This window comes from [Clostridium] scindens ATCC 35704, from assembly GCF_004295125.1.
Taxonomy (GTDB): domain Bacteria; phylum Bacillota; class Clostridia; order Lachnospirales; family Lachnospiraceae; genus Clostridium_AP; species Clostridium_AP scindens.
Genome location: NZ_CP036170.1, coordinates 1,169,942 through 1,187,500, shown reverse-complemented (window position 1 = coordinate 1,187,500; position 17,559 = coordinate 1,169,942). Strand labels below are relative to the sequence as shown.

Genomic DNA, 17,559 nt, shown 5'->3' with positions numbered 1-17,559 from the left:
AATTTCAAATTTACTGCTTTTCGTTGTCATTCTCGCTTCTGTCCAACTTGTGGTAACATGTATTCCATTGACAGAACTACTGCTATGTCTTTTAAGATTATTGATGTACAACATCGGCATTGTGTTTTTACCATTGATGATTCTTTGCGGCCTTTTTTTCTTAAAGACCGTTCTCTTCTTAACTGCCTTTTTTCGGCAGTCAACAGCGTGATTTCTCGTATGTTCCATAAAGAAAATAAATCTGAATTATTTACTCCTGGATTTATTTGCGTCCTTCATACCTTTGGCAGAGATTTAAAATGGAATCCTCACATTCACTGCCTTGTTTCTGAAGGTGGTGTTGGTAATACTCTTTCCTGGCGACACTTCAAACATTTTAACTATCATTTTTTACGTGATGCGTTCCAAACTGCTCTTTTAAATGAACTCCATCAAAAAATAGGTCCAGCTTTCAAAAAAGTAAAATCTGCTATCTATGCAAAAGATAAAAATGGTTTTTATGTTCGCGCCATGCCTAACAAGTGTAATCCTTCTCAGGTTATCAAATATATCGGTCGTTATCTTGGCAGACCTGTTATTGCTACTTCTCGCATTGATTCTTACGATGGTGATTTTGTCACCTTCCATTACAACCGTCATGAAGACAATAAACTTATTACAGAAACTGTTCCTGTTTTGGAATTCATTGACCGCTTAACACAACACATCCCTGAAAAACATTTTAAAATGATTCGCTATTATGGTATTTACGCTCGTCACCGTAATTCTGACAATTTTTTACGAAAAGCCATTTCCAGAGAAAAACATAACTTTTTTCTTTCACTCAATAGGTGGCGTGATTCAATCTTACATTCTTTTGGTTACGATCCTTTAAAATGTCCGAACTGTGGAAAAACCATGCTATTTTTAGAACTATATTTTAATCATAATCCTGTTCCTTTGCATGAATTATACGAAAAGGCTATGCAAAAACATAGATGTCGTTCGCCTGCCTCGTTTTCATATCTTCCAAAACCTCTTTTCTCATGATAAACTCAATATATCTTAAGAACGGAGGCCACACTATGAAACGTATAACAGAAGCAGAACTCGCAAAGGAACTAAGGGAACAGTACATTAAAAATCCACCAGAAGGTATGACTTCTAAAGAAGTCCATGACATGAGTGACGACGAACTTCTGGATATGGATTATTTCTTACATGAATTTGATAACCTTGATGATGACGATTTTGGTGAAGAGGGCTTTTACATCTTTTAATCCAAACCGTCTGATTCACTATGCCCGCTTTTGAGCGGGCTATTTTAGTCCCCAAGTTCTCCGAAAGGAGAACTTTCCTATAAAGTAAAAATAGTGTCTTCGACACTTCAACTCCCCTGCCCCTCAATCATGAGGGATAGGGGTTTCTTTTTGCTTCATTTTGCTTCATAATGGTCTTATGAATATCTTACAAAAAATTTTTATCGAACATTATGAAGAAATGATTTATCTTCAACATCCTCGTGATGCTATTGTTGAGAATGTAGAAAAAATGATTCATTGTGGCGATCCATCTTATGGTGGCGCCATGTATATTTGTCCCAATTGTGGTAATTTCAAATTTACTGCTTTTCGTTGTCATTCTCGCTTCTGTCCAACTTGTGGTAACATGTATTCCATTGACAGAACTACTGCTATGTCTTTTAAGATTATTGATGTACAACATCGGCATTGTGTTTTTACCATTGATGATTCTTTGCGGCCTTTTTTTCTTAAAGACCGTTCTCTTCTTAACTGCCTTTTTTCGGCAGTCAACAGCGTGATTTCTCGTATGTTCCATAAAGAAAATAAATCTGAATTATTTACTCCTGGATTTATTTGCGTCCTTCATACCTTTGGCAGAGATTTAAAATGGAATCCTCACATTCACTGCCTTGTTTCTGAAGGTGGTGTTGGTAATACTCTTTCCTGGCGACACTTCAAACATTTTAACTATCATTTTTTACGTGATGCGTTCCAAACTGCTCTTTTAAATGAACTCCATCAAAAAATAGGTCCAGCTTTCAAAAAAGTAAAATCTGCTATCTATGCAAAAGATAAAAATGGTTTTTATGTTCGCGCCATGCCTAACAAGTGTAATCCTTCTCAGGTTATCAAATATATCGGTCGTTATCTTGGCAGACCTGTTATTGCTACTTCTCGCATTGATTCTTACGATGGTGATTTTGTCACCTTCCATTACAACCGTCATGAAGACAATAAACTTATTACAGAAACTGTTCCTGTTTTGGAATTCATTGACCGCTTAACACAACACATCCCTGAAAAACATTTTAAAATGATTCGCTATTATGGTATTTACGCTCGTCACCGTAATTCTGACAATTTTTTACGAAAAGCCATTTCCAGAGAAAAACATAACTTTTTTCTTTCACTCAATAGGTGGCGTGATTCAATCTTACATTCTTTTGGTTACGATCCTTTAAAATGTCCGAACTGTGGAAAAACCATGCTATTTTTAGAACTATATTTTAATCATAATCCTGTTCCTTTGCATGAATTATACGAAAAGGCTATGCAAAAACATAGATGTCGTTCGCCTGCCTCGTTTTCATATCTTCCAAAACCTCTTTTCTCATGATAAACTCAATATATCTTAAGAACGGAGGCCACACTATGAAACGTATAACAGAAGCAGAACTCGCAAAGGAACTAAGGGAACAGTACATTAAAAATCCACCAGAAGGTATGACTTCTAAAGAAGTCCATGACATGAGTGACGACGAACTTCTGGATATGGATTATTTCTTACATGAATTTGATAACCTTGATGATGACGATTTTGGTGAAGAGGGCTTTTACATCTTTTAATCCAAACCGTCTGATTCACTATGCCCGCTTTTGAGCGGGCTATTTTAGTCCCCAAGTTCTCCGAAAGGAGAACTTTCCTATAAAGTAAAAAACTGTCTGAAACCGATTGTCTCAGACAGTCAATACTGACTAAACGGAGAAAGAGGGATTTGAACCCTCGCGCCGGTTACCCGACCTACACCCTTAGCAGGGGCGCCTCTTCAGCCTCTTGAGTATTTCTCCAGCAAGGGTTATTATACTAAAGGTTTTTCATATTGTCAATCCTTTTTTGCATCTAGCCATTGAATCATATAATCTTTCGCTTTTGATGCTTCATTAATTCCCATAGAATCAATTGACTGACTGCCTGTTATATATAAAATCACCTCATTCCAATTAGACAAACTATATTCTTCTTCATCTATATTTTCCAACTCTGCCTTTAGCCTTGGCAGCCACTTTTCCTGCATAAGGCGTAAATCTGACAGGCAATCGCATCCTATCTTCTCTGCCAGATCTTCTAATAGACTTACACTCCTCACAGACACCTGTCCCCCATCATTCGTAACTTATTCTGTACAAAAAAGCAGACTTTTTTGTACAGTTAATTACAAAACAGTTTACTTTTTCTTTAATATATGTAGTTAATAGATTCAAAACCTATATTTGCTAATTGTTTTCATTATAACTTACCCGCGCATTAAAGTCTACTTTTTTATTCCTTTGCTCTCATTTTCCATATATGTGGCCCACTTTATAAAGGTATTATACGCTTCCATCTTTTATACACCCTGTAAAAATCCATAGAAATCTTTTATACGCTTTCTTGTTTTTAGTCAGATATCTCCATTGATCTAATATTTCCGAATAATTGCGTCCCAGCCTGTCGATAGATTTTATTACCAGGACATCCTCATCTTCTATCATATTTAATAATCTCTTATACTGGGGCATGTTGAAATCTTTGCCGCTTAGCTTATCCATGTATATATTCTTTTGGGGAACAGGAAAATCGCTAAGCGCAATCAACTGTCGGTCTTCATTTTGATCTTTGGAAGAGGCCCTTACATAGCCATATATTTCATTCAAACTTTTCTCCTCTGCAAATAAATAAAGAGAGGACTTCTATCCTCTCTCTACTTATTATAATCATTTTACTGTATTTTCATGAATTGTCTTCTGTATTCTTTCTTTTACCAATGCAGCAATATCTTTCGTCTTCATATCCTTATAATCTTCATAACGCAAAGGCTTTAGAAAATGTACCTGCACTGTTACCGGACTTATAGTATTTGTATCAAAAGGCTTAAAGGAATCAATGAGCGCCACTGGAACGATCGGACATTTAGCCTTTGTGGCTGCCTTGAAGCTTCCTCCTTTAAATTCCTGCACCTCGTTGCCATTCTTGGAACGGGTCCCCTCTGCAAATATCAGATAATTTCTTCCATGTTCCACTTCCTTAGATACATCTATTATGATCTGCATCGCCTGCCTTACATCTTCTCTATCCAGCATATAGGCTTTCATACATGCAAATACTTGCTTCAGGAACTGGATATTGGCAACTTCTTTCTTGGCCACAACTGAAAATGGTCTGGTACAGGCTTCCAATATAGCAAGGACATCATATAATCCCTGGTGGTTAGGAAAAAACATAAATCCATCTTTATCTGGGATATTTTCCCTTCCATGGACATCTATCGTTACATTTCCACCTTTGTTCGCGCGTAATACTATGAATTTAAGCATGGCATAGCGCTGTTCCTCTGTATATTTGTCCACATGGGATGCGTAATAACATAGTTTGACCCACATAGCTGGCACCAGGATGATATTCCGGAACACCATCAATAATATTCTTTTCATATCTTTTGATACTCCTTGATCGCAGTCTCATACAGATTATTGCCCACGCAGTCAGCCACAACGATAACCGGAAAATCAACTACTTCCAGTTTCCTGATTGCCTCTGTTCCCAAGTCTTCATATGCTACTACTTCTGAAGATTTGATACATTTCGAAAGAAGCGCCCCAGCTCCTCCTACGGCTGCCAGATAGACGCTTTTATTTCTGATTATCGCATCCATGACCTCCTTGCTCCTCTTTCCTTTTCCAATCATAGCCGCGAGTCCCATATCAAGAAGTTTCGGCGCATACTTATCCATCCGGCTTGATGTCGTAGGCCCGGCTGATCCAATAGGCCGTCCCTCCCTTGCAGGAGACGGTCCCATATAATAAATTGCCTGGCCTTCTATATTGATTGGCAGCGTCTCCCCTCTTGCCAGAGTCTCATCCATCCTTTTGTGCGCCGCGTCTCTTGCCGTATAGATGGTTCCGGTAATATAAATATAATCCCCTGCCCGTAGAGACTCGGATACTTCCTTCGTAATTGGAGCCTGTATATGCTTATCCATAATTACACCTCCCTGATAATATGCCGGTTTACATGGCAGCATATGTTAATTCCCACTGGAAGTCCGGCAATATGCGTGGGATATGTATTTACGTTAACTGCCAGGGCAGTCGTAGTCCCGCCAAGCCCTCCAGGTCCTATGCCAAGTTTATTGATCTTATCAAGCATTTCTTCTTCTAATTCCCTTGCCCACGGTATATCGGAGTGTGCTCCTGCCTCACGGGTCAGAGCCTCCTTAGCCATAAGAGCGCATTTTTCAAAAGTACCGCCTATTCCTACGCCTACAACCATCGGAGGACAGGCATTGGGGCCTGCATCCCTCACTGCCGTCAGGATTGCATTTTTAACCCCTTCAATCCCATCCGCAGGCTTCAACATGAATACCCGGCTCATATTTTCACTTCCAAAGCCCTTTGGAGCAACTTTTATCTTTACTTTGTCACCTTTTATAATACTATAATGAACAATCGCAGGGGTGTTATCTTTTGTATTCTCACGGATTATGGGATCTCCTACGACAGACTTTCGAAGATATCCTTCCTTATATCCCTGACGGACGCCTTCGTTTATGGCATCTTCCAGAATTCCACCTACAAAATGCACGTCCTGACCGATTTCTATAAATATCACAGCCATTCCCGTATCCTGGCAGATGGGAATCCTATCTTCTGCCGCTATCTGAAGATTTTCCTGAAGCTGAAGAAGTATCTGCTTTCCCAAGGGGGATTCTTCTGTCTCTACCGCCTTTTTCATTTCATTATCCATATCTTTTGACAGATAATGGTTCGCTTCCATGCACATCTCTTTTATATTCTCTGTAATCTCGCTGACATCTATCGTTCGCATTCTTTTCCTCCCGCATCAAAATAGGATATGGCATCTACCGCCTATCTTAGTATAAATGTTCCGGACAATTCTGTCAAAATATGTCTGCTAATATTTATAGTCTCTATACTCAAAGTCATATTCTTTGCTCCTGTCATTTAATTCTAAATATTTGTCTGCAGCCAGTTTGGCGCGGATTCTGGAATAATTAGCCTTTCTGAAAAAGATTCCCTCGTTTCCCTGAGCAATATCAGAAAAGTAGTAGTACATGCTTTGTTCCAGATTGTCAGCATTCTCATATATTCCTTTGGAATTATAGTCTACATCAGACCTAGGATCAATACCCGCAATGATAGGAGCTACGTCTATGGACATTCGGTTCATCATATAACGTACATCTTCAACTTTCAGTTTCTCCTCATGAGCAATGTTATATTTGGCTGCAACAACATCGGGCCTGGAAAATGCAAGGCCTATATACATAATGCTCACTACGCCCATAATATATCGGAATAATGGAAACCTGCCCTTATAGATGCTTATGATTACCCCTCCCATAATCAATGCCAGAACTATCAAGAACCATAAAACCAGGATTCTCAGGAATGTCAAATGATATGCGCCAATATACATCATCATTCTATAGGCTGCGGAAAACAGCATGATAAATGTACATCCGGATATAATTGTCAGTATAATCTTCATTGCGATATGATCCTGGAACAGATACATGCATAACAATACCATGACAAAATTGATCATTCCCACCGTCAGCAGTTCCCAGAATCCAGTCCTTGCATATTGGGCATAAGTGACGTCGGATGGAAGGCCTTTTTGGATTCCTATGAATAAATACATAATCTGAATCAGGCAATAGATAAGATATATAAAGGAAATGACGCTTGTAAATGTAATTCCGATTACAGGATTATAGTATTTTCTCCTTCTTTCCTTACCTTCTGGAAAATTATATTTGCAAAGGCCGCAGAAAAACGCATAACTCAATGTAAATCCTATGACTACAGTAAGGCCAATTCCAAATATGGTTCTGAAATTAATGTATTTTAGCATCTCTCCAAAAAACTTTGCAAATATAATATCTGAATTAAGAAGGAGAGGAAGAATCACGCATAAAGATCCGATGGCTATGCATAGGCCAATAGCTATAGCAATAATGATATGGTTCTTCTTATTTTTGCTTCCTCCAAGATATTCCGCCCCATGTGCATAAGGCTTCGGAATTGACTCTATCACCGTCCCAGCCAGGATAAAGATCCGTTTCAAATAGGCAGGAAAATTCCAGTCTCTATCATTATAGAACTGGTGGATCATAAACACAAAGAAGAGCAGAATAATACCTGCCAGATTAAAAAAATGAAGAAAAAAGGAAGAGGTAAGTACGGTAGATATAGACAGCAATATCATGCCTACAATATAAGGCAAGGACTGCTTCATGATCCTGTAGTTAATCTTCTTAAGAAATAATACTGCAAATACAATTGTAATAGCTACACATACAGGAAATGTGATTCCATGCATATTCTTATACAGGCAGAATGCGAATATTATTCCATATAATAAGCTTAATCCTCCAAAATACCTGTAATTTTCTCTCATCTTAGCGATTAATGGCCTCTCCGTTACATTCATAAACAGCACCTCCATATGATTGCTTTTATTTGTCGTCTTCATCCGTACAGTATTCTATGATATCGCCCGGCTGGCATCCTAACTCTTTGCAAATAGCCTCCAAGGTTGAAAACCGGATAGCCTTTGCCTTATTATTTTTTAGAATGGATAAGTTTGCGGGGGTAATATCTATCCTTCCTGCAAGTTCCACAAGCCCTGTTTTCCTCTGTGCCATCATGACATCCAGATTAATCTTTATTCCCACAACGGCACCTCCTATATTGTAAGATCGTTTTCTTCTTTATAATTTACTGATTTTTCAAATACATCTGCCAAAACCTGGCTAAATAAGGCTGCAATAAAGAAAACCAGTATAATAATCCCTGTAGCGGGAGTTGGAACAAAAAATAACTTGAATATGAACATGATGACAATGCCAATAATCAAAATGCCCAAAATACCAGATATTACAAATACAAAGAGCATAAGTGCAAAATTCTTGGTGATTACCGAAGAATAATATTTACCAAGAAATTTTATAGTTGCTGGAAGTGTTATTAGTACGACAAATCCTCCGAAATACATAATATCAAGCACATATTTAGTAAACTTTATAAATCCTGTATCCATCTATTCCACATCCTTTTGCTATTTTTTAATTGTGTCTTATACTTTTCTTGTATGAAAATACTATATCATGGTTTTTATTGAATTTCAATATATTTTTATTGTTTTTCGATAAAAATATTTTTAGAGACCAGAGTTTAGTTTTTACTTTAAAAATCTGTCATATTGAGATAAAATGGATAATAGCAGAGGAGGTTTTCATATGAATACAAATATTGACATGGAGCAAATACAGAAAGACGCGGTTGATATCTTCAACCAAGGATTCGCCTGTTCGGAATCTGTCATCTATGCAATCCGCAAGCATTTTGAAGTGGATATTCCAGACGAAGCGATTGCTATGAGTTCAGGATTTCCATGGGGACTTGGGGGCGGCGGATGTATCTGCGGCGCATTAGCAGGTGGAACAATGTGCATTGGATATTTCTTCGGAAGGACGACGCCCGGCGACTCTAAGATTACCAGATGTTTTGAACTGACCAATGAATTCCACGACTATTTTAAAGAGGCTTGCGGAGCTACTTGCTGTCGCATTCTTACAAAAGGCATGGAGAGAAATTCTCCGGAAAGAAAAGCACAGTGCAATCGTTTCGTGGAGTTAACGGTAAAGAAAATCGCAGAAATTCTGATACGCGAATTAAAAAAGGATGAAGAATCCAAATAATTCATTTTAAAAGCCAGAAAATCAGACGCATATCTGCATAGATTTTCTGGCTTCTTTGTACGATTGATATTTACCACATTATCAAACTATGATTCCTCATCGGTATCTTCTACACTATCTATAGGTTCTTCATCGCCTTTTCGAACCTTTGCGATGCTTGCGACAATGTCGCCCTCCTGGAGATTAATCAGCTTGACGCCAGATGTAACCCTTCCAAGCACGGAGATTCCCTCGCACTTCATACGGATAATGATTCCTTCCGTATTGATGATCATCACTTCATCATCATGATTGACAGCCTTGACGCCTACTACATTACCGGTCTTTTCCGTTATCTTGTAGCATTTTACGCCTTTCCCGCCACGATTCTGGCAGGTGAACTCTTCGATGGAAGTTCGTTTTCCCATGCCCTTTTCTGATACAATCAGAAGGTCACATCCTTGGGAATCAAGCTGCATGCCGATCACTTCATCCCGGTCTGCCAGATTCATTCCCCTGACACCCATGGAAGTTCTTCCCGTCGGGCGAACGTCCTTCTCATCAAATCGGATGCACTGTCCATATTTTGTTACAAGAAGCACATCCCTGTCGTTATCCGTATACTTGACTTCAATCAATTCATCTTCTTCACGAAGCGTGATTGCGGCCAGCCCGGTTTTTCTCACATGCGCGTACTCCGTGATAGGCGTCTTCTTGACCAGCCCCTTCTTGGTAGCCATGAACAGATACTCTCCATCCTTATATTCCTCGATTGGAATCACTGCGCTTATCTTTTCTCCAGGCATCAATTGCAGAAGATTGACGATTGCCGTTCCTCTTGAAGTTCGGCTTGCTTCAGGTATCTCATATCCCTTCATACGGTATACCCTTCCTGTATTGGTAAAGAACATGATATAGTGATGGGTATGCGTCATGAATAACTCTTCCACATAATCTTCCTTCAGAGTCTGCATTCCCTTAATGCCTTTGCCGCCACGGTTCTGCGATTTAAATGTATCATGCGACATACGCTTGATATATCCAAGCTTAGTCATAGTAATGACAACATCTTCCTTCGGAATCAGATCTTCCATGGAGATATCAAATTCATCAAATCCTATAGACGTCCTTCTCTCATCCCCATATTTATCCCGAATGATCAGTATCTCTTCCTTGATGACTCCAAGAAGCAGTTTTCGATCAGCCAGGATAGCCTTTAACTCTCTGATCTGCTTCATCAGTTCCTGATACTCGTTTTCCAGCTTCTCTCTTTCCAATCCGGTCAGCGCGCGCAGACGCATATCCACGATTGCTTGTGACTGAACTTCTGAAAGTCCAAATCTCTCCATCAATTCGGCCTTTGCGATCTGAACTGTCTGGGATCCTCTGATAATCCTGATTACCTCGTCAATATTATCCAGAGCGATCAGCAAGCCCTGTAAAATATGGGCTCTTTCTTCTGCTTTATTTAATTCGTATTTTGTCCTGCGTGTTACTACTTCTTCCTGATGTTGAAGATAATAGTTGAGCATATCCAGAATGTTCATTACTCTTGGCTCGTTATTCACAAGAGCTAGCATGATCACGCCAAACGTATCCTGAAGCTGGGTATGCTTATAGAGCTGATTTAAAAGCACGTTGGCATTAACGTCCTTTCTCAATTCAATTACTACACGCATTCCCTCGCGGCTTGACTGGTCGCTTAAATCTGTAATGCCATCAATCTTCTTGTCTCTTACCATCTCGGCAATCTTTTCGATCAGTCTTGCCTTATTTACCATGTAAGGAAGTTCGGTAACGATAATCCGACTTTTTCCATTGGGCATCGTCTCTATATCGGTGACAGCACGCACGCGGATCTTTCCACGGCCTGTCCTGTATGCCTCTTCGATCCCTCTGGTGCCAAGGATCATTCCGCCTGTAGGAAAATCAGGTCCTTTAATAATCTTAAGAATTTCCTCAATGGTAGTCTCTTCTTTATCCTCAATCTGATCATCAATGATTTTCACCACTGCATTAATGATTTCATTCAGATTATGGGGCGGTATATTAGTCGCCATTCCTACGGCAATTCCTGATGTTCCGTTAACCAGCAGATTCGGAAATCTGGCAGGCAATACTACAGGCTCTTTTTCCGTTTCATCAAAGTTAGGAGCAAAATCAACCGTATCTTTGTTGATATCAGCAGTCAGTTCCATGGAAATCTTGCTTAATCTTGCTTCTGTATAACGCATCGCTGCCGCGCCGTCTCCATCTACGGAGCCAAAGTTTCCATGTCCGTCTACAAGCGGATATCTGGTAGACCATTCCTGAGCCATATTTACCAGTGCTCCATAGATGGAACTATCTCCATGAGGATGATATTTACCCATGGTATCTCCAACGATACGGGCACATTTTCTGTGCGGCTTATCCGGCCCGTTATTCAGCTCGATCATAGAATACAGGATTCTTCTCTGGACCGGTTTAAGTCCGTCTCTTACATCCGGCAATGCACGGGAAGCAATCACGCTCATCGCATAGTCGATATAGGAGGTTTCCATTGTTTTTTTCAGGTCCACTTCATGGACTTTGTCAAATATATTATCTTCCATTCTCTATCCTCCTACACATCCAAGTTCTTAACGTATTTTGCATTTTCCTCAATAAACTCTCTTCTTGGCTCTACTTTATCTCCCATAAGCGTCGTAAATGTAAGATCCAGTTCTGAGGTGGTCTCTTCATCCATTGTAACCCGAAGCAGCACTCTATGTTCCGGATCCATCGTGGTATCCCACAACTGTTCCGCATCCATCTCTCCAAGACCTTTGTAACGTTGGATCTTATTATTGCCGTCACGTCCTACTTCTGTAAGGATGCCATCCAGTTCTTCATCGCTGTATGCATACCATACCTTTTTGTTTTTCTCCAGCTTATATAAAGGCGGCTGTGCCATATACACATATCCTTCCTTGATCAGATCAGGCATAAAACGATAAAGGAACGTTAATAATAATGTACTGATATGTGCGCCATCCACGTCCGCATCCGTCATAATGATAATCTTATGATAACGAAGTTTTGAGATATCAAAATCATCATGAATTCCTGTGCCAAATGCCGTAATCATAGCCTTGATTTCCGCATTGCCATATATTTTGTCAAGCCTTGCCTTTTCTACATTCAATATCTTACCACGAAGAGGAAGGATTGCCTGAGTCGCACGGTCTCTTGCCGTCTTTGCGGAGCCCCCTGCGGAATCTCCCTCAACAATATAGATCTCGCAGTTTTTCGGATCTTTATCCGAGCAGTCTGCAAGCTTGCCCGGCAGAGACATTCCATCGAGCGCTGATTTTCTTCTTGTAAGATCCCTTGCCTTTCTTGCGGCCTCCCTTGCCCTCTGGGCCATGACGGATTTCTCAATCGTCATCTTAGCAATAGATGGGTTCTGCTCCAGATATACGACCAGCTGATTGCTGACGATGCTGTCTACAGCCCCTCTGGCCTCGCTATTGCCAAGTTTCTGCTTCGTCTGTCCCTCAAACTGCGGGTCTTCGATCTTAACGCTGATAATAGCGGTAAGCCCTTCTCTAATATCTTCTCCTGAGAGATTAGGCTCGTTGTCCCTTAATAACTTATTCTTCCTTGCATAGTCATTAAACGTCTTTGTCAATGCATTACGAAAACCGACGATATGGGTTCCCCCCTCCGGCGTCGTTATGTTATTTACAAATCCATAAGTATTGTCGCTGTAGGAGTCATTATGCTGCATTGCCACTTCGACCGCTACGCCATTTGCCATTCCCTCGCAATAAATAATATCTTCGTACAAAGGAGTCTTGCTGCGGTTCAAATATTCAACAAACTGCTTGATTCCTCCTTCATAATGGAATACCTTCTCAATTGGCTCTTCCTCCGGTCTTTCATCCCTAAGTATGATTTTCAGCCCCTTGGTGAGGAACGCCATCTCGCGGAAACGCTGCTTGAGGATATCATAATCAAACTCGGTTTCCTCGAAAATAGTGTCATCCGGGAAGAATGTAACTTTAGTACCGGTCTTATCCGGCTCACATTCCCCAATGACTGCCAGTTTCTGTGCCACTTTTCCGCGTTCATAACGCTGCTTGTATATCTTTCCTTTACTGAATATCTCAACTTCCAGCCAATCAGACAAAGCATTTACGACAGAGGCTCCAACGCCATGAAGGCCTCCGGATACCTTGTAGCCTCCTCCTCCAAACTTTCCGCCTGCATGAAGTACGGTAAATACAACTTCTACTGCCGGAAGTCCTGCCTTATGGTTGATTCCAACCGGAATTCCACGTCCGTTATCAACAACCGTTATAGAGTTGTCTTTATTAATACTTACCAAAATAGTATCACAGAATCCTGCCAATGCCTCATCCACAGCATTATCAACAATCTCATATACCAGATGATGAAGTCCGCGGGATGAAGTACTACCGATATACATGCCAGGACGCTTTCTTACAGCTTCCAGACCTTCCAGTATCTGAATTTCATCCGCACCATATTCGTGCTGTACTTTTTCTGTACCCATTCTAATCCTCCTAGTTTTCTTTCGCTACCTGCCCATTTTGGACATGAAATACTTTGTTTATAGAAAAACGATGATTTACAAATTCGTCTACACCCGTACAGGTAATAAGCGTCTGTATATCATGAATACTATCTAATAAATAGTTTTGCCTGTGTTTGTCAAGTTCAGACAATACATCATCAAGTAATAAAACAGGCGTATCATGTATTGCCTGTTTTACTAGTTCTATCTCAGAAAGTTTTAAGGATAGGGCTGCCGTCCGCTGCTGTCCCTGGGAACCATAACGCCTGATATCAAGGTCTCCTGCCATAAAGCAGATATCGTCCCTGTGCGGACCGACCGACGTGCTTTTCATCCTAAGATCCCTTTCCAGATTTCTGGCAAGCGCCTGTTCCAAAGTAAGGCTTCCATTGCTTGGTTCATAGATCACCTGAAGGTTCTCTTTTCCACCAGTCAACTTTCCATGAATGGAAGAAATGATTTTGTTTATTTCTTCCACGATTTTTTTCCTTCTGTCTATTATTCTAGTACCATATTGGATTAATTGCAAATCCCATATATCCAGAGTATCCATTAGATCTTGCTGTTTTCCAAACCCCATATCTTTTAATAAATGGTTTCTTTGATTAACAATCCGATTATAATTAGACAAGTCATTCAGATATACTTTATCAAGCTGGGACAGTTCCAGATCTACAAACCTTCGTCGTTCAGAAGGCCCATTCTTGATAATATTCAGATCTTCCGGGGAGAAAAATACAAGGTTCACGATTCCAAATAATTCGCTTGCTTTCCGGATAGGCATCTTATTGATCGCAATGCCTTTGGGGCTATTTTTTTTCAAATGCATATCAATCTGATAGTTAATGCCGTTTCGCTCGACAATAGCCTCAATATGCGATTCATTTTGGTCAAACTTTATCAGGTCCCTGTCTTTGGCACCCCTGTGCGATTTGGTGGTGCCGGACAGATATACAGCCTCCAGTATATTTGTTTTGCCCTGTGCATTGTCTCCATAAAATATATTGGTGGCTTCATCAAATTCAAGTTTTAAAAGATCATAATTTCTGAAATTCTTTAATTTTAAAGACTCAATCTTCAATTCTTATTTCTTCCCCATTAAAAGTTACGATATCTCCTGCATAAAGCTTGCGGCCTCTTCGCGTATCTGTTTCACCATTGACTCTCACCTGGCCATCCACAATTACTTCTTTTGCCATTACGCCTGATTCCACAAGACCTGCAGCTTTCAATGCCTGCCCCAGCTTAATGTGGTCATCTCTTAACTTAATTACTTCCATCTAAGCCTCCCTATGCTACCGCATTAAAATTTACCGGCAATATCAGGTAGATATAATTCTCTTCGTCATCCTTGATAAAGCACGGAGCTTTTGCATTCATCAGATATAAGGTTACTTCTTCATCATCAATTACGCGAAGCGCGTCAATAAGAAACTTAGGATTAAATCCGATCAGCAGGTCTTTTCCTTCTTTGCTTATATATATTTCTTCATTCATGGAGCCAACCTGGGACTTAATCTTAAGTTCCATAAGCTCATCCCCAATGTTAATGATAATCGGCTTTTTATCTCCTTCTTTGACAAGAAGGGTCGCCCTGTCGATACAGTTGAGCAACTCTTTCTTGTTGATTCTTACTTTAGTCTCGTAGTCGCTTGAAAGCATCTGGTCAATCTTAAAATATTCTCCTTCAATCAATCTGGAGACCACAATGGTATTGTCAAATTCAAATACAATGTGATTATTGGTATAAGAGATATTGACCATGCTTTCAATCTCTCCGGACAATATCTTGCTGACTTCAATCAAGGTCTTTCCGGGAACGATCAATTTTTTATCGGTCACCTGGTCCTTTAACTCGATCTTGCGGATGGAAATTCTATGTCCGTCCAATGAAATGACTCTTAAGATATTATCTTTTATCTCGAACAATTCTCCAGTCATTAATTTATTACTCTCCGTATCAGCAATAGAAAATATGGTCTGCCTGATAATTTCTTTCAACGTAAACTGGGATATTTCTATAGACTCCTCTTTCTCTATGATTGGAAGATAGGAGAACTCTTCTCCTGGCTTACCCGCAATATCAAACTTTGCTTTCTCGCAGGTAATAACCGTCTGAAGATTGCTGTCAGTCTCAATGGTTACTTCATTGTCAGGAAGTTTACGTACAATCTCGGAAAAGATTCTTGCATCGATAGCAATCATTCCTCTTTCCGTGATCTGTCCCTCGATCTCAGTCTGGATTCCAAGTTCCATATCGTTTGCTGTCAGTTTGATAATGTCGGTAGTAGCATCTATCAAAATACATTCCAGTATTGGCATGGTTGTTTTAGAGGGAACGGCCTTGGATACGATGCTTACTCCTTTTACAAGATTAGATTTGCTGCAAATTATTTTCATGTGTATAACTCCTTTCGCGAAGCGGGAATAGATATTTATATTAAATATTTCCGTCTTATTCTTATTAGGGGCTGTGGAAAAGAGGAAAACTACTTCCACCCCTCTATTTATCAGTGTTTCCGACTTTTAAAATTGTGTGGATTGTGTTGGATGTGGTTGTGGACATGATGGTGATAAGTTTTCCTTTTTCACGATTTAATTTCTCGAAGAACAAGTTATCCAAGAGTTGTCCACATTTTTATTAACATCATGCCGGATTTATTTTCTTTTTTATAATATTAATGGTATTGGAAAGTGTTTCATTTCTTTTCATTTCATTAGTAATCTTCTCTACACCGTATTTTACGGTTGAATGATCCTTTCCTCCAAGAATAATGCCAATTCCTTTTAATGGAACCTCTGTCATAGTACGGATGAGATACATGGAAATCTGTCTTGGATTGGCAATGTCCGCGCTTCTTTTATTACTTTTAAGATCTGCGATAGAGATGCCGAAATGATCCGATACGATATCGAGTATAAGTTCTGGCGTCACTTTGCGGTTATTCTGTGAAGATACAATATCTTTAAGTGCTTCTGATGCGAGAGAAATATCGATCACATCGTTGTTATTCAGCTTATAAAGGGCTATCAGTTTATTTAGAGATCCCTCTAATTCACGAATATTGGTCTTGATATTTTCAGCGATATACTGGAGCACGTCTCTCGGGATGTTATATTTTTCCAAATGGTCCAGTTCAATCTTCTTCTGCAGGATAGCCATCCTGGTCTCATAATCAGGAGCAGATATATCTGCAATCAGGCCCCACTCGAAACGAGTCCTAAGCCTTGCTTCCAGCGTCTCAATATCTTTAGGGGGCTTATCGCTGGAGATAATGATCTGCTTTCCAGAAGTGTGGAGGTGGTTAAAAGTATGGAAGAATTCTTCCTGAGTACTTTCTTTACCGATAATAAACTGGATGTCATCAATAAGCAGGACATCATTATTCCTGTACTTGTCCCTGAACTTGGACATAGCGGATTCATTGCCGGCAGTCCTTCCATTTTTAAGGGCCTCGATCAGTTCATTGGTAAAAGTCTCGCTTGTGACATACAATACCTTCTTTTTAGCATTCTTATCTAATATGAAGTGGGCGATGGAATGCATAAGATGTGTCTTGCCAAGTCCTACGCCTCCATATATGAATAATGGATTGTATACCTCGCCAGGAGATTCTGCAACAGCAAGCGAGGCAGCGTGGGCAAAGTTGTTATTTCCTCCTACTACAAATGTATCAAATGTATACTTGGGATTCAGTCCTGCCTTTTCAGCTGCGGTCTTTGTCTTTTTCTTCTGGCTGGCCTCGATGGCCATATTCTGGATCTCATCCAGCTTGTCATCGTCTTCTGAAATGAACATTACTTCAAATTCAGTCCCTGTAATCTCTGCGATACACACCTTAAGAGGAAGAAGATACTTCTTTTCAATATATTCAACACTGGCATTCATATTTACTAATATAAATACCGTATTATCAATTACATCATATACTTTTAAAGGCTGTATCCAGGTTGTAAAAGATACATTGGATAATTCATGCTCTATTCTAAGATGTTCGATAATTTCCGGCCATTTTTCCTGTACTATGTTCAT

At 39.8% G+C, this 17,559-nt stretch carries 19 protein-coding genes and 1 tRNA gene (1 of these 20 running past the window's edge); 5 read left to right on the top strand and 15 right to left on the bottom strand.

The annotated features are described in order from the left end of the window. The 4 genes from HDCHBGLK_RS06125 to HDCHBGLK_RS06110 all read left to right on the top strand — a co-directional run. Positions 1-1,029 carry the 3' portion of an IS91 family transposase gene (locus tag HDCHBGLK_RS06125; protein WP_039909242.1) on the top strand. 153 nt of this gene lie to the left of the window's left edge, so only the last 1,029 of its 1,182 coding nucleotides appear in the window; its start codon lies off the left edge, out of view; it ends in the stop codon at positions 1,027-1,029. 35 nt (positions 1,030-1,064) lie between these two features. Beyond that, positions 1,065-1,259, top strand: coding sequence for a hypothetical protein (locus HDCHBGLK_RS06120; protein ID WP_004607984.1), 195 nt, complete (start codon positions 1,065-1,067; stop codon positions 1,257-1,259). 178 nt (positions 1,260-1,437) lie between these two features. Then, positions 1,438-2,619 (top strand): IS91 family transposase, encoded by a 1,182-nt coding sequence (locus HDCHBGLK_RS06115; protein ID WP_039909242.1) that lies wholly within the window; start codon positions 1,438-1,440, stop codon positions 2,617-2,619. 35 nt (positions 2,620-2,654) lie between these two features. Beyond that, the gene (locus HDCHBGLK_RS06110; RefSeq protein ID WP_004607984.1) at positions 2,655-2,849 is read left to right on the top strand and encodes a hypothetical protein; all 195 of its coding nucleotides are present in this window, start codon (positions 2,655-2,657) and stop codon (positions 2,847-2,849) included. 134 nt (positions 2,850-2,983) lie between these two features. Here HDCHBGLK_RS06110 and HDCHBGLK_RS06105 read toward each other — a convergent pair. The 9 genes from HDCHBGLK_RS06105 to HDCHBGLK_RS06065 all read right to left on the bottom strand — a co-directional run bounded on the left by HDCHBGLK_RS06105 (position 2,984) and on the right by HDCHBGLK_RS06065 (position 8,325). Next, positions 2,984-3,071, bottom strand: a tRNA-Ser gene (locus HDCHBGLK_RS06105). Between the two features lie 35 nt (positions 3,072-3,106). Continuing rightward, positions 3,107-3,370: a hypothetical protein gene (locus HDCHBGLK_RS06100; protein ID WP_009248435.1), complete on the bottom strand. Its 264-nt coding sequence runs from the start codon at positions 3,368-3,370 to the stop codon at positions 3,107-3,109. Between the two features lie 223 nt (positions 3,371-3,593). After that, the gene (locus HDCHBGLK_RS06095) at positions 3,594-3,917 is read right to left on the bottom strand and encodes a recombinase family protein (protein WP_004607123.1); all 324 of its coding nucleotides are present in this window, start codon (positions 3,915-3,917) and stop codon (positions 3,594-3,596) included. A 60-nt stretch (positions 3,918-3,977) separates the two neighbouring features. Continuing rightward, positions 3,978-4,694, bottom strand: a complete 717-nt coding sequence (locus HDCHBGLK_RS06090; RefSeq protein WP_004607122.1) for a lysophospholipid acyltransferase family protein — start codon at positions 4,692-4,694, stop codon at positions 3,978-3,980. Beyond that, a complete protein-coding gene (locus HDCHBGLK_RS06085; RefSeq protein WP_004607121.1) occupies positions 4,691-5,242 on the bottom strand; it encodes a Fe-S-containing hydro-lyase in 552 nt (183 codons plus the stop codon). Before HDCHBGLK_RS06085 ends, HDCHBGLK_RS06090 begins: the two co-directional genes overlap by 4 nt. Positions 5,243-5,244: 2 nt before the next feature. Then, positions 5,245-6,087 (bottom strand): fumarate hydratase, encoded by an 843-nt coding sequence (locus HDCHBGLK_RS06080; RefSeq protein WP_004607120.1) that lies wholly within the window; start codon positions 6,085-6,087, stop codon positions 5,245-5,247. 87 nt (positions 6,088-6,174) lie between these two features. Next, on the bottom strand, positions 6,175-7,758 hold the full coding sequence (locus HDCHBGLK_RS06075) for a DUF4153 domain-containing protein (protein ID WP_004607119.1): 1,584 nt from the start codon (positions 7,756-7,758) through the stop codon (positions 6,175-6,177). After that, positions 7,742-7,960: a helix-turn-helix domain-containing protein gene (locus HDCHBGLK_RS06070; RefSeq protein WP_004607118.1), complete on the bottom strand. Its 219-nt coding sequence runs from the start codon at positions 7,958-7,960 to the stop codon at positions 7,742-7,744. Before HDCHBGLK_RS06070 ends, HDCHBGLK_RS06075 begins: the two co-directional genes overlap by 17 nt. 11 nt (positions 7,961-7,971) lie before the next feature. After that, on the bottom strand, positions 7,972-8,325 hold the full coding sequence (locus tag HDCHBGLK_RS06065) for a DUF2975 domain-containing protein (protein WP_004607117.1): 354 nt from the start codon (positions 8,323-8,325) through the stop codon (positions 7,972-7,974). A gap of 199 nt (positions 8,326-8,524) precedes the next feature. Between HDCHBGLK_RS06065 and HDCHBGLK_RS06060 the strand changes: the two genes are divergently transcribed. Next, a complete protein-coding gene (locus HDCHBGLK_RS06060) occupies positions 8,525-8,986 on the top strand; it encodes a C-GCAxxG-C-C family (seleno)protein (protein ID WP_009248427.1) in 462 nt (153 codons plus the stop codon). 86 nt (positions 8,987-9,072) lie between these two features. On the opposite strand, the gene gyrA is transcribed toward HDCHBGLK_RS06060, so the two are convergent. The 6 genes from gyrA to dnaA form a co-directional block, all read right to left on the bottom strand. Then, complete coding sequence (gene gyrA, locus HDCHBGLK_RS06055) at positions 9,073-11,559, bottom strand: DNA gyrase subunit A (RefSeq protein WP_004607115.1); 2,487 nt, start codon at positions 11,557-11,559, stop codon at positions 9,073-9,075. A gap of 11 nt (positions 11,560-11,570) precedes the next feature. After that, entirely contained in the window at positions 11,571-13,505 is a 1,935-nt protein-coding gene (gene gyrB, locus HDCHBGLK_RS06050; RefSeq protein WP_004607114.1) for a DNA topoisomerase (ATP-hydrolyzing) subunit B, read from the bottom strand. A 10-nt stretch (positions 13,506-13,515) separates the two neighbouring features. Further along, positions 13,516-14,607: a DNA replication/repair protein RecF gene (gene recF, locus HDCHBGLK_RS06045; protein ID WP_004607113.1), complete on the bottom strand. Its 1,092-nt coding sequence runs from the start codon at positions 14,605-14,607 to the stop codon at positions 13,516-13,518. Continuing rightward, a complete protein-coding gene (locus HDCHBGLK_RS06040) occupies positions 14,597-14,806 on the bottom strand; it encodes an RNA-binding S4 domain-containing protein (RefSeq protein WP_004607112.1) in 210 nt (69 codons plus the stop codon). The genes recF and HDCHBGLK_RS06040 overlap by 11 nt, the downstream gene beginning before the upstream one ends. Before the next feature lie 10 nt (positions 14,807-14,816). Continuing rightward, positions 14,817-15,926, bottom strand: coding sequence for a DNA polymerase III subunit beta (gene dnaN, locus HDCHBGLK_RS06035; protein WP_009248426.1), 1,110 nt, complete (start codon positions 15,924-15,926; stop codon positions 14,817-14,819). A gap of 247 nt (positions 15,927-16,173) precedes the next feature. Next, positions 16,174-17,559: a chromosomal replication initiator protein DnaA gene (gene dnaA / locus HDCHBGLK_RS06030; RefSeq protein ID WP_004607109.1), complete on the bottom strand. Its 1,386-nt coding sequence runs from the start codon at positions 17,557-17,559 to the stop codon at positions 16,174-16,176.